The sequence below is a fragment of the Streptomyces sp. NPDC049597 genome (assembly GCF_040675505.1).
GTDB lineage: Bacteria > Actinomycetota > Actinomycetes > Streptomycetales > Streptomycetaceae > Streptomyces.
Map to the genome: position 1 here is coordinate 59,004 of NZ_JBFAOY010000006.1, position 12,097 is coordinate 71,100.

13 protein-coding genes and 2 tRNA genes are annotated in these 12,097 nt (G+C 69.0%); 5 read left to right on the forward strand and 10 right to left on the reverse strand.

Features of this window, described 5'->3' with window-relative positions:
- Window positions 1-58: 58 nt before the first annotated feature.
- From AB0K02_RS09695 to AB0K02_RS09725, 7 genes are all read right to left on the reverse strand, one after another.
- Complete coding sequence (locus AB0K02_RS09695; RefSeq protein ID WP_365991814.1) at window positions 59-193, reverse strand: hypothetical protein; 135 nt, start codon at window positions 191-193, stop codon at window positions 59-61.
- The gene (locus tag AB0K02_RS09700) at window positions 190-357 is read right to left on the reverse strand and encodes a hypothetical protein (RefSeq protein WP_365991815.1); all 168 of its coding nucleotides are present in this window, start codon (window positions 355-357) and stop codon (window positions 190-192) included. The genes AB0K02_RS09695 and AB0K02_RS09700 overlap by 4 nt, the downstream gene beginning before the upstream one ends.
- 231 nt (window positions 358-588) lie before the next feature.
- On the reverse strand, window positions 589-1,572 hold the full coding sequence (locus tag AB0K02_RS09705) for an NAD-dependent epimerase/dehydratase family protein (RefSeq protein WP_365991816.1): 984 nt from the start codon (window positions 1,570-1,572) through the stop codon (window positions 589-591).
- A gap of 93 nt (window positions 1,573-1,665) precedes the next feature.
- Entirely contained in the window at window positions 1,666-2,841 is a 1,176-nt protein-coding gene (locus tag AB0K02_RS09710; RefSeq protein WP_365991817.1) for a glycosyltransferase family 4 protein, read from the reverse strand.
- Window positions 2,842-3,205: 364 nt separating this feature from the next.
- Window positions 3,206-3,880 carry an LPXTG cell wall anchor domain-containing protein gene (locus AB0K02_RS09715; protein WP_365991818.1) on the reverse strand — a complete coding sequence of 225 codons (675 nt, stop codon included), beginning with the start codon at window positions 3,878-3,880 and terminating at the stop codon, window positions 3,206-3,208.
- Window positions 3,881-4,694: 814 nt separating this feature from the next.
- Window positions 4,695-5,870 carry an acyltransferase gene (locus AB0K02_RS09720; RefSeq protein ID WP_365991819.1) on the reverse strand — a complete coding sequence of 392 codons (1,176 nt, stop codon included), beginning with the start codon at window positions 5,868-5,870 and terminating at the stop codon, window positions 4,695-4,697.
- 359 nt (window positions 5,871-6,229) lie between these two features.
- A tRNA-Pro gene (locus AB0K02_RS09725) sits at window positions 6,230-6,303 on the reverse strand.
- 372 nt (window positions 6,304-6,675) lie between these two features.
- On the opposite strand from AB0K02_RS09725, the gene AB0K02_RS09730 reads away from it, so the two are divergent.
- Window positions 6,676-7,044 carry an MmcQ/YjbR family DNA-binding protein gene (locus AB0K02_RS09730; protein ID WP_365991820.1) on the forward strand — a complete coding sequence of 123 codons (369 nt, stop codon included), beginning with the start codon at window positions 6,676-6,678 and terminating at the stop codon, window positions 7,042-7,044.
- A 162-nt stretch (window positions 7,045-7,206) separates the two neighbouring features.
- Here the strand turns inward: AB0K02_RS09730 and AB0K02_RS09735 are convergent, their stop codons facing one another.
- The gene (locus AB0K02_RS09735; protein ID WP_365991821.1) at window positions 7,207-7,998 is read right to left on the reverse strand and encodes an MBL fold metallo-hydrolase; all 792 of its coding nucleotides are present in this window, start codon (window positions 7,996-7,998) and stop codon (window positions 7,207-7,209) included.
- A 105-nt stretch (window positions 7,999-8,103) separates the two neighbouring features.
- On the opposite strand from AB0K02_RS09735, the gene AB0K02_RS09740 reads away from it, so the two are divergent.
- Window positions 8,104-8,688: an ABATE domain-containing protein gene (locus tag AB0K02_RS09740; protein ID WP_365991822.1), complete on the forward strand. Its 585-nt coding sequence runs from the start codon at window positions 8,104-8,106 to the stop codon at window positions 8,686-8,688.
- 87 nt (window positions 8,689-8,775) lie between these two features.
- On the opposite strand, the gene AB0K02_RS09745 is transcribed toward AB0K02_RS09740, so the two are convergent.
- Together AB0K02_RS09745 and AB0K02_RS09750 are read right to left on the reverse strand one after the other, a co-directional pair.
- Window positions 8,776-9,675, reverse strand: coding sequence for a transketolase (locus AB0K02_RS09745; RefSeq protein WP_365991823.1), 900 nt, complete (start codon window positions 9,673-9,675; stop codon window positions 8,776-8,778).
- Window positions 9,676-9,739: 64 nt separating this feature from the next.
- Entirely contained in the window at window positions 9,740-10,444 is a 705-nt protein-coding gene (locus AB0K02_RS09750) for a transketolase (protein ID WP_365991824.1), read from the reverse strand.
- A gap of 146 nt (window positions 10,445-10,590) precedes the next feature.
- On the opposite strand from AB0K02_RS09750, the gene AB0K02_RS09755 reads away from it, so the two are divergent.
- The 3 genes from AB0K02_RS09755 (at window position 10,591) to AB0K02_RS09765 (ending at window position 12,080) form a co-directional block, all read left to right on the forward strand.
- Window positions 10,591-10,664: transfer RNA gene (locus tag AB0K02_RS09755), tRNA-Pro, on the forward strand.
- A 246-nt stretch (window positions 10,665-10,910) separates the two neighbouring features.
- On the forward strand, window positions 10,911-11,363 hold the full coding sequence (locus AB0K02_RS09760) for an SRPBCC family protein (RefSeq protein ID WP_365991825.1): 453 nt from the start codon (window positions 10,911-10,913) through the stop codon (window positions 11,361-11,363).
- Between the two features lie 177 nt (window positions 11,364-11,540).
- Window positions 11,541-12,080 carry a DM13 domain-containing protein gene (locus AB0K02_RS09765; RefSeq protein ID WP_365991826.1) on the forward strand — a complete coding sequence of 180 codons (540 nt, stop codon included), beginning with the start codon at window positions 11,541-11,543 and terminating at the stop codon, window positions 12,078-12,080.
- Window positions 12,081-12,097: the final 17 nt, after the last annotated feature.

The following is a 12,097-nucleotide window of genomic DNA, read 5'->3' on the forward strand; positions in this document are numbered from 1 at the left end:
GCACCCGCCGGAGCTCCTGGGGCAGGACGAGAGCCACCGACGAGCTGGACGATCCGGGTCATCGGCGAACCGCGCCCATGACGAACGAAGAGCGGCCGTCCGCGACTCCCGTCTCGACCACGGTCTTCGGCTTGAGCAACCGGGCGACGGCGTAGAGAAAGGCGCCGGTCTGCGCCTCCACGCCGTGGGTCACGGGGAACTCCGGCGCACATCCTTGTACCGGTCGTTCAGTCCTGACTCGACCTCCCGGTACTCGTCCAGCACCTCTGAGATCTGAGGCGTACTCCATCCCAGAGTCTCGACGAAGGCGGCCGCCGTAGTGGCGAAGGATTCAGCACGCTCGACCAAGTCGGCCATCGTCGGTGCCGTATACCGCCGCACTCCGGCCGGGACGGCATGCATCGCGAGATATCCGCCGGCCGGCGAAGCCACAGGAACCGCTCCCGCGTGCTCGACCCATTGACGGACGATCGACAAGCCACTCGCGAAGTCACCCACATTTCCACGGCAGCTGAATCGGACAGACACTCAAAAGCCGAGGCAGCCCGACCGCGAGAGCCCTTCGGTGGTGCTCCACGAAAGACGCCGTCAGCTCAGGGCACTTGTGGCCGCCGGCTCGTGAGTGGACAGCCAGTTCCACTGACGCTCGATTCCCTCCCTCAACGGTACGGAGGGGTCATATCCGAGCAGGGCACGTGCCTTGGTGATGTCAGCGGCAGTGACCTGGACGTCGCCCGGCTGCTCGGCGTCACTGACGATCGGCACCTCCTGCCCGGTGATCTCGGCGACGCATCGCAGGACGTCGAGCATGGAGACGCTGTTGCCGCCGCCGACGTTGACCGCCTCTGCGGTCGCCGTCGCGGTCGCGGCAGCGAGGGTCCCGGCCACGATGTCCCCGACGTAGGTGAAGTCCCTGCGCTGGCGGCCGTCCCCGTACAGCCGCAGCGGCCGACCGGTCAGCACGGCACGCAGCATGCGGCCGATGGCCATGTCCGATCGTTGCCGTGGGCCGTACACCGTGAAGTAGCGCAGCGCGACGACGCTGGTGGGGCTCTGCGGTGCGAGGGCGTAGGCGAGAGCGAGACGCTCGGCGGCGAGCTTGGTCACCCCGTACGGCGAGAGCGGAGCCGTGAGCCCGTCCTCCCTGAACGGACCTGTGCCGTCGCCGTAGACGCTGGACGAGGAAGCGAGAACGACACGGCGGACGCCCAGCGAGACACACGCCTCCATGAGCCGCTGCGTGGCCAGGACGTTGCACTCCAGGTACTGGGAGAAAGCGCCTCCCCATGACGGCCGGACCCCCGGCACGCCGGCGAGATGGAAGACCGTGTCCGCGCCGTTCGCCCAAGGCTTGATCTCGTCGCTGACGAGGTCGCACTCAAGGAGCTTGAACGCAGGATTCTCCAACGCCTTGGAGAGGTTGCGCGCCGCCTCGGGATCCTCTCGGGGGGATCGACGGTCGACGCCGACGACCCTCGCACCACTTTGCAGCAGAGTCTCGACCACGTGAGAGCCGATGAATCCAGCGGCTCCGGTGACCACTGCGTCCTCGATTGCCGGTGCTCCACTCACGCGCTTTCCCTCTCTTCAGTTGCCCGCCGCACTCATCGAAATAGCCCTGAGTGACTGGATAATCTCAGTATTCCGATATGCCCCGTTATGCGACTATGGGACACGCCATGGCGCGGCCAAATGGCCCGCCTGCACGCATGAGTGACGACGTTCCAGCGCCACGCGAAACCACTCCTCGACCCTTCCGGCGACCGCCGGCCAGCCCAGTTCCGCTGCCGCGCGTCTCCCGCGCTCGCTCATGACGTGCCGCCCAGGGGCGTCGTCGAGCAGGGTGCGCAACGTGCCCACCAGATCCGCCTTCACTCCGGCACGAAAGACCCGGTATGCGTTCGGGATCGTGACCACCGGATCAAGCGAAGCCTCCGACGACACGACGACGGGGGTGCCCAGCGCCAATGCCTCCAGCGCGGCCGTGGGTACACCCTCACCCTTCCCCGGCAGACGCCGCGATGCCAGGACGAACACCTCCGCGCGGCGCACCAGTGCGTACACCTCGTCCCGGCGCAGCGCACCGGCGAGTTGGACTCCCGGTCCGGCGGCGGCGAGTTCGGCGAGACGTTCCCGCTCCGGACCCTCGCCCGCAATGACGAGGCGCAGCCCGGACCGGCTTCGGGCCAGTTCGTGAAACGCTTCGATGAGCAGGCCGTGGTTCTTCATGGGGTCCAGCGCGCCGACACTGACGATCAGTCCGGGCTCACGACCTTCGGGGCCGACGGCCGGGGGCATGCGGGACAGGTCGAGACCGCTGGACATGGTGAGGATGCGTCGCTCGGGCACTCCGCATGCCACCAGATCACTCGCGGTCCCCGACCCCAGGGCGACGAACGCGTCCACGAACCGGAAAGCGTGCCGGGTCAGTCGCGGTCGCCGGTCGGACAGTCTGGCATGGACGGTCATGCACAGCGGGATGCCGAGGCGGCGGCACAGGGGACCCAGCCACAGGGCCTCGATCTGGTCACCGTGCAGATGCAGCAGATCCACGCCATGAGCATGTGAGCCGCCGGTCAACCGCCGGATCGTCGCCGATGCCTCCGCCGCGAAGGCGGCCCGGTCGGATCTCGGCGCCAGGAAGCGTGACAGAGCGGTCCTGCCGAGGGACAGGCGCGTGGCACCGTCCGGCACTGCCGTTCCGTGACGGAAAGCCAGGGTCACACGGTGCCCACGGCCCAGTTGCTCACGCGTCAGGCATTCCACATGGCGTTCCATCCCGCCCGGCATCGGCGGAACTCGGTAACTCAGCCGCAGAATATGCATCGCAATCTGCTCCATTCATGTGCCATCTCCGCCGCAGGCTTTGTCATTCACCACCGACAGGGCGACGCACGCGGCGATTGAATCGGATGTCGATCGAGGATGGCGCTACACCACGCATGATCCCTTATGGTCTGCCGGCCAGAAGCGAACACGACCGGCTTGTAGGGCCGCAGCGGGAGAGAGGAACAGCAACATCGGGATTTCCTCCCTCAATGGCCGCTTACTCCGTGTGCGCGGCGACTCGCGGCGGGGGCTGCGGGTCAGCGACAGCAAGCGCATCCCTCTGGCTGCTCAGCAAGGCTCGCCACGGCAAGCAGCAGAATCTCGGACAGCTGAGTGCTGTCCGAGATTCTGCCGACGCTACGAGCAGGAATTCGACTTACTTCTGGTGAGCCGCCGAACGCCGACGCTTGACGAGGACCAGAGATCCTCCGCCCAGCAGCACGAGGCCGCTTGCCGCGGCGGCCATGGCCACCGTTGCATCCGACGAGCCGGTCTTGGCGAGCGAGGAGCCGTGGTCGTCGGACGACTTGCCGCCGCTGTCGGAGTCGTCGTGGTCGCCCCGGTCGTCGTAGGAGTCGTCGTGGTCGCCGCCGCCGTGGCCGGATCGGCCGTGGTCGTCGTCGTGGTCGCCGCCGCCGTGGCCGGGCCGGCCGTGGTCGTCGTCGCCGTGGTCGTCGCCTCGGCCGTGGTCGTCACCGTGGTCGTCGTCACCCCGGCCGTGGTCGTCACCGTGGTCGTCGTCACCCCGGCCGTGGTCGTCACCGTGGTCGTCGTCGTGGTCGTCGCCTTCGATGGTCACCTGTGCGGTCAGCACGAGACCCGACTCCAGACCTTCGAGCGTGAAGTCGTACTCGCCGGGCTTGGTGTCCTCGGGAATCGTGACAGTACCGCTCACGCGGCCATTCGCGTCCGCGAAGAAGGTGCCGAGTTCCACGGTCTCCCGGCCACCGTCGTCGCCGCCGTCGTCATGACCGTCGTCACCGTCGCCGGTGGACGGGGCCGAAAGGAGCGCCGGGAACGAAGCGGATCCTCTCAGGACGGCGTTGTTCACCGATCCAGTGGTACTGGCGGCGGCCCCGGCAGCGCCCGCCGCGCCGTCGCCATCAGGGACGAGACTTGCTTCGACCTCTTCGTGCGGCTGGAATCCGGTCGCGACGAAGTCGACCTCATCGCCGGGAGCCAGTGTGACGTCGTCGAGTTCAATACTTGGGCCTGGCGGATATGGCTGAGCCAGTGCCGGCTCCACAGCGATGAGGGGAGCTGCGGCAATGAGGCTTACGGTGGAGGCGGCCAGTGCGACTCGCCATCCGGAGCGTCTGGGCATCGTTTGGGGCTCCTTCGGACGACGCTTGATCAGGGATGATTTTCTTGTTTTGCCGATATGGAGGGTCGGACCGCGTTGCAGGACAGAGCTGTCTGCCGTGTCCGTTTCCCGCCGTGGCTCTGTTTCCGGACACCGACCCGTTTCTGCGCTCGCATTCGACGGCACACAATCGAGGCCTGCCGTCCAAGCACCGGATCCATAGACGTGGGCGGCTCCCCCCAAACAGGCTCACCACACGGCTCGTCAGGACGGTGTAAGAGGTGCGCTCGTGTGGCCTTCATGGCTGGCGATCACGGTGCGGATCTGCTTTGGTCCCTCGCTCCTCGCCAGACCTGACCGCAAGAGCGGGCCCCCTTCGTGTCTCAGCGCGTGACCGGAATGGTCCTTCTTTGCCGCACGAGCTGAACCGGAGGAGGAGCCGGATTCCCGGGAGGGTTTCACCGGATTCTGACCGGCAAAGCGAAGCCTTCCGGCCGTGACAAGGTGGATCTCCGACTCCTTCGGTCGGATTCGGTCCCTTCACCCTGTCCCTGTGTGCGGCCTAAGAGCTCTTCGACGACGGGCCGACCTGCGGGCGTGCGTCGTCCGGGCCCGCATCGGGATTTTCGCTCTGCGGGGGACGTGACGCAACGGCCTTGAACGTCACGACCTCGGACGGGGCGAGGCGGCGCCACAGCCCCCGCCTGGCAGGAGTTTCGAATCGGTCGGCCAGGAGGACGCAACCCGCGACCAGCAGCACGAGGAAGACCAGACCGCTCCATGGCGCGTATTGCTCCACCCGAAGACCGAAGAACTGCAGAAGGACTCCGCAGCTGAGCATGTACAGCCTCTTGTGCAGGGCGTACACCGCATAGGAGGCGAGTCCCATCCTGCTGCACAGATAGGCGGTGGCCCCCTGCGGCTCGGTCTTGGCTCCCAGCAGGACGAGCAAGGGGAACACGACCAGTGCGCAGAGCAGCTGGCTCGTGGTGCTCAGATCCAGGGCGGCAAGTGCCGGCAGGACTCCGAGCAGGAGAAGCGGGTGAATGCGAGGGACGCGTACGGCGCGGTGGAAACGATGGAGCAGAACTCCCAGCATGAAGGAGTACAGAACTCTCACGAAGCCACCGGCGAATGTGTTCCAGCCGGGGCCGAGTGCTGTGGAGTCCCACCAGAGGGCAGCACCGGTGAAAAGTGCCCCGGCGACAAGGACGACACCGACGAGGACCTTGGTGGATTCCAGGAGACGACGGGACAGTACCCACACCAGATTGGCGAGCAGCTCGAAGAAGATCGACCACATGATGCCATTGAGCGGGAACAGAGCAGTGGCGAACGGATCGGGCAGCATCAAGGCCGCGAAGGGAAGGTCCACGAGCAGCTCGGACCATGTCCACTGCTGTTCCGGGTGGTTCTCCATCACCTCCTGCCCCTGGTACCGCATCATGGCCAGTGCCTGCACCAACCCCAGAACGATGCCCAGCAGGTACACCGGGTAGAGCCGCACGTACCGCGCCAGCATGAAGCGCCAGGGACTCATGCCTTCGCGGAAGCGCTCCTCATAGGCATGCGCGAGGACGAATCCACTCAGCACGAAGAAGAGGTCGACAGCCATCTGTGCGGACGGCAGGGGGTCGCCGAAGTACCGGTGCGAGTGCAGAACCACGATGCACAGCGCGGCGACACCGCGGATTCCGTCGAGTGTTCTGAAGGCTCGGTCCTTGTTGCGTACATCCACGTGCGACACCACGAAGCATCCCCAGTCGGCCGCGCTCGGTCCGTTGACGGGGCAACGCTATGCCGCCGAACCGGACAGCCAATCAGGATCGAAGTCGGCCGAAAGTGTTTCCGTGGGAATTCACTCACATGCCGCTCGGCAAGGACGCCGGCCACGTGTTACTGGATCCACGGTGACAACAGGAGCCACGCCGGCATCGGCGTTGAACACGCCCCGCCCCCAGCCATCGGTACGGAGGCAGGTCGCCGCCGTCACCTGTCGCGGCCAAGGAGGCTCGTCCCCCGACTGGTCCCGGAAAAATGACCAAGGGGCCGTTTCGGATTTCTCTGAAACGGCCCCTGGTCTGCGACTCTTTCGAGTCGGGACGACAGGATTTGAACCTGCGACCCCTTGACCCCCAGTCAAGTGCGCTACCAAGCTGCGCCACGTCCCGGTGCCCGTGTGACCTGGGGTTTCCCCCGGCCGAACGCGCATGAGAACAATACCGCACTCGGCTTGATGGTCACGAACCCGCCGTGTGCCGGTTCCGTCCATGCGGCGCGCCGCGCCTCGGCTGGTCGAGCCCTGTGGTCCGTGGCTGCTCATGGCGCTCCCGGGTGCAGATGAGTCCGGCACAAGGGAAAGCGCTGTCTGGATACGCGGCACAGCGTAGGTTCAGCCCTCACGGGGGTCTTTGGGTCAAAAGCGCGCGCTGTGCTGGGCAGTTGAGGCCCGGTGTAGCCGGCCGGACCGCGGCGGGGACCCATGCGCGGTCCTCGCACGGCGGTCACGGGCGTGTGTCAGTGGTGCGTCGTACGGTCGTCGCATGGCCACTGCCGACGACGTACGCAGAATCGCGCTGGCGCTGCCGGGCGCGATGGAGAAGCTGTCCTGGGGCATGCCCACCTTCCGGCTGGAGGCGGGCGGCCGGATCTTCGCCTCACTGGACGACGACGACCGGGTGATGGGCGTCAAGTGCCCGAAGGAGGAACGGGAGGAGCTGATCGCGGCGGAGCCGCAGAAGTTCTTCCTGCGCTCGGGTCACGACGACAACTACGCGTGGCTGCGGGTGCGGCTGGGGGCGCTGGAGGACGAGGAGGAACTGCGGGCCATCCTCCTGGACTCCTGGCGCCAGGCGGCTCCCCGCAAACTCCTCGACGCGCACCCGGACTTGGCGCGTCCGCCGCAGGCATGAGGGGCGGGAGCGCGGGGCGGTCGGGAGCGCCGGGGCAGGCCCCTGGCGTTTTCGGCCGCCGGGGGCCCGGCTGCATTGCCGGGTCCCCTGGGGCGTATTGGCGGCAGAGGCACAGCCGCCGGGAGGGCGAGCTGCCGTCGAACGACGCCGGTCCCGCTCGGCTCAGCCCTGGTGGCCCCAGTCCAGGCGGTCGGCCAGGCCGGCAGCGGTGAAGGCGGCCGCCAGCTCGTCGCGGCCCTCGGTGAAGTGGGCCCAGCTGTCGTAGTGGACGGGAACGACCCGGCGGGCACCGAGAATTCCGGCGGCCTCGGCGGCCTGGGCGCTGTCCAGGACGAGCAGTTCACTGTCGAAGACCACGGCAAAGCGGGGAGCACCGGCGAACAGAAGGGCGGTGTCCACGGGGGCGAAGCGCGCGGCGATCTCCTTGACCATGTCCAGGGACGCGTTGTCGCCGCTGACATAGACGGTGGGCAGGCCCTCTCCGGTGAGCACGAAGCCGACGACCTGGCCGGTGAGCGGTTCGACCGCCTCGCGTGGGCCGGGGCCGTGGATCGCGGGGACGCCGGTCACGGTGATCGTGCCGCCGCCGGGACGCTCCAGCTCGACGGACTCCCAGTCCGCCAGTCCCCTGGCCTTCCCCCCGAGGCGCTGTCCGCCGCCGGGGGTGGTGAGGGTGAGAGGCACGTCGGCGAGCAGGGCTCGGCCGGTGTTGTCGAGGTTGTCGGCGTGCTCGTCGTGGGAGAGCAGGACCACGTCGACAGGGCCGAGGTCGGCGGGGGTGCCGAGGGAGGGCGCGGTCTTGGTCAGGGTCGGACGGGCGGGCGCGGGGTAGTCGCCGGGGCCGTCGAAGGTCGGGTCGGTCAGGAAGCGCAGACCGCCGTACTCGAAGAGAGCGGTCGGGCCGCCGAAGACGCGGACCGGGAACTGCACAGCCGTCGCGGGCAGAGAAGACACAGGGAAGCACCTCACGGATAGAATGAGAGTTGACCGTGAGGAGACCGTACGCCTTCCTCACGGATGCAAGCAAGCCGTACCGTGAGAACCGAGAAGGAAGCCGTGATGGCAGACTCCGCCCTCCCGCCTGCGCCGGGCGAGGAGCAGTACCCCTCCCTCGCCCTCGCCAACAGCGCGATCGCGCTGCCCGGGGGGCATGTGAGGGATCTCCTCGGGGACCCCGCGTCGGCGAACGAATGGCTGACGGAACGCGGCCTCGCCCCGGTCGACATCGGCATGCGGGAGATGTGCGCGACACAACTGCGCGCGCTGCGCGAACAGATCAGGGGGCTGCTCGCCTCCCGTACCGCAGGGCTTCCCGCACTCCCGGCCGCTGTCGCCGCCGTCAATGACGCGATGACCCGTGTCCCCACGGCTCCCCTGCTGCAGTGGGACGACAAGAACGGGCCCTACCGGGCGACTCCGCATCCCACCAGCGAGATCGTCGACCACGCTCTGGCGACCCTCGCCGCCGACGCCGCCGACCTCCTCACCGGCCCCGACGCGGAACGGCTCACCCCCTGCGGGTCGACCCCCTGCAACCGCTACCTGCTCCGCCACGGACGCCGTCACTGGTGCTCGACCCGCTGCGGCGACCGCGCCCGCGCCGCCCGCGCCTACGCCCGCCGCACGCAGTCCGGGACGGATTGACGAAGCACCCCTCCCGAGCGGAGGTGTGTGGCGCCCGGCGGCCCTGTCCCGGGCGGGGCCGGGGCCGTCGGGCGGTGTGAGTGGGAGTCAGCGCGCGAGGAAGGACGTGATCCGTTCCCGCAGGCCCGCCGCGTCAAGGCCGTGGGCCGTCAGGTGCTCGTCGATCGTGCCGTACCTGCGCAGCTCGCGGCGTGCGACGCCGAGGCCGAGCACGCGGTGGGGCACCTCGGACAGGGCTTCGGTGGCCCGGGTCGTGGACGTGCCGGCGAGGTACGGCTCGACGATCACGATGTCGGCGGCCCGCTGGGCCCCGGCCGCCGCCCGCAGCGCCGCCGCGTCGAAGGGGCGCACCGTCGTGGCGTAGAGAACGGTCACATCGAGGCCCTCCGTCGCCGCCAGGACGTTGTCGAGCATCGGGCCCACGGCGATCACGACGCCGCCCCGGCCCTCCCGTACGGTCAGGAAACCGGCCCCCGTCACCGGACGGGGCGCCGCGTTGGACTGGTTCGACAGACGGACGTACACCCGGGCGTCCCCTCGCACGGCCTCGCGCAGCAGGGACTCCGCCTCGTCGGGGTGGCCGGGTACGTGCACCGTCCAGCCGTCCAGCGTGTCCAGAAGGGCGACATCGCCCGGCGACATGTGCGTGAAGCCGCCGGCCGGCCAGTCGTACGAGGCGCCCGCGCTGACCAGCACCCCGCCCGTCCCCTGGTGACCGAAGTCCAGCTTCACCTGCTCGAAGGGCCGCTCGACCAGGAAACTCGCGAACGTGTGCATGATCGGCCGCATCCCGGTGAGCGCGATGCCGCCGCCGGTGCCGATGAGGAGCTGCTCGCGGATGCCCACGTTGATCACGCGGTCCGGGTGCCGCCGCTGGGCGGCGTCGAAGCCGTCCCGGCTGATCTCGGCGAGGACCAGCGCGAGCCGTGGATCCTCGTCCAGCAGTCGCGTCGTGGTGGAGATGAAGCGGTCGCGCATGGTGTCCATCGTTCGTGGTTCCCCTCGTGGCAGTGGTGGAAGGACCGCGGGTCGCCGCAGGCGCGCCGCGTGATCACGCGTTCTTGGGCTCGACCCGGGCGACGACCGCCCTCGGCCGTCCGGGGTGCGGCGCGGTGAACGCCGCGTACAGCGCCTCGTGGTCGCGGCCGTCGACCGTCTCGGCCGACCACCCGGCCGCCTCGAAGCGGGAGGCGATGCCGCCCGGCCAGCCGTACGTCGCGGAGGAGTTGTCGATCACCAGCGTGTGCAGCTGCTCCAGGCCGGCCGGTCCGGCGTAGGCGATCGCCTCGTGGTTGCTGCCCTCGTCGAGTTCGGCGTCACCGATCAGCACCCACACCCGCGGGTCGGTCAGGCCCTGTGCCCGCAGCCCGAGCACGGTCCCGACGGCGATCGGGAGCCCGTGTCCCAGCGAGCCGCTGCCGATCTCGGCGCCCGGGACGAGCATGCGGTCCGGGTGGTGCCCGAGCGGGGAGTCGTACGAGCCGAAGCCCGGCAGCCACTCCTCGGGGAAGAAGCCCTTGGCCGCGAGAACGGCGTAGTACGCCATCGGGCCGTGCCCCTTCGAGAGCAGGAAGCGGTCCCGCCCGGGGGCGTCGGCGGTCTTGGGGGTCACCCGGAGCACGCGGTCGTACAGGATCCACAGCGCGTCGAGGGTGGAGGTCGCGGCGGGGCCGTGCTTCTCGTCGCCGGTCATCAGGGCCATGAGCCGGGTGAGATCGCCGAATCCGGCTGACTGCGTGCTCTGCGTCGTCGTCATGACCCCACCGTGCAACCTCAAGTTTGGTCGAGGTCAAGCACGCCCTCGGCGCGGGGTGGCGCAATACCGGTTCGTGACCACCGGGTCGAGTGCGGTATTGTTCTCATGCGCGTTGGGCCGGGGGAAACCCCAGGTCACACGGGCACCGGGACGTGGCGCAGCTTGGTAGCGCACTTGACTGGGGGTCAAGGGGTCGCAGGTTCAAATCCTGTCGTCCCGACTGTGCGGAAACGCAGGTCGGAGGCCGTTCTCTCGTGATCGAGAGGACGGCCTTTCGTGCGTCCGGGGGTGCGGTGGTCGCACGCGCCGGGCCGCCGCCGAGCCTGCTTCGTGTCGGCACGCTCAGCGACAGCGCGGCCGCCGGGCTGCGGAGGGGGCCTGCTGGTTGATCGTCCGCTTGCCCGGGGGCGGGTCTGGTGCCTGTATGGAGACGAGCGGGGGGCGGGACCGGAGGACGGCGGGCGGCATGCGGATCGACGAGAGCGCGGAGCGAGTGATCCCCCTGCCGTGCGAGCAAGTGGCGGCCTACGCCATGGACTGGCGGCACGATGCCGAGTGGACCCAGGGCATCCGTCGGGCGACGCTGACCCGCGAGGCCGACACGGGCGGCTTCGGCGTCGGGGCCGAGGTGACGCGGACCGCGTACTTTCTGGGCAAGCGCATCGACTACGTGCTGCGCGTGGCCGGCTACGAGCCGTCCGGGCTGCTCGACATGGTGTCCGTCGCGGGTCCCATGCCGATGCACGTCACCTATACGTTCGATCCGCGTCCGGAAGGCACTCTCGCGCGCATCCGCGTCCGGGGGGACGCCTCCGGCTACTACCGTCTGGCCGCGCCGTTGATGGGGCGCAAGGTCCGCGCCTCGCTGGTCAGGGATCTGCGCGACCTGGAGGCGCGGCTCCGCCCGCCGCAGGGGTGATCATGCTCCGTACGGCCTCGCACAGAACACGGGAACACCGGTGCGGCGTCTGCGCCAGCCCGTCGCGGCGGTCGCGGCCAGGGCACCCGCCGTAAGACTTCCGTCATGGGCACCTCCCTGGGCCGCGTGCTCCCGATGACGTTGAATGCGTAGTGAACGACGAGGCAGGAGGACACGGTGGAACGTGAACGCGGACGGCGTCGGCCGTGGGTGATCGCGGCAGTGGCGGTGGTGCTCGTGGTGGTGGCCGCAGGGCTGTACTGGTTCGAGCCGTGGAAGCTGTGGCAGGACCAGACGGTCCGCGAGTCCCTCCCCAGCGCGACGCCGAGTGCGTCGGCCCCCGCCACCGCGACGCCGCCGGCCCCTCGGACCCTTGCCCGGGGAGACCTGGTCAGCCACGAGCACACCACCACCGGCACCGCGAAGATCGTCCGGCTGCCGGACGGCTCGCGCACCCTGCGGCTGGAGGGGCTGGAGACCAGCAACGGGCCGGATCTGAAGGTGTGGCTGACCGATGCCCCGGTGAAGGAAGGCCGGGCGGGCTGGCACGTCTTCGACGACGGCAAGTACGTCAGCCTGGGCGACCTCAAGGGCAACAAGGGCGACCAGAACTACCCGATCCCGGCGGACCTGAAGCTGTCCGAGTACACCAGCGTCGCCATCTGGTGCGACCGCTTCGACGTCTCCTTCGGCGCGGCCCGGCTGACGGCCCCCTGATCCGGCGCGGCTGACAT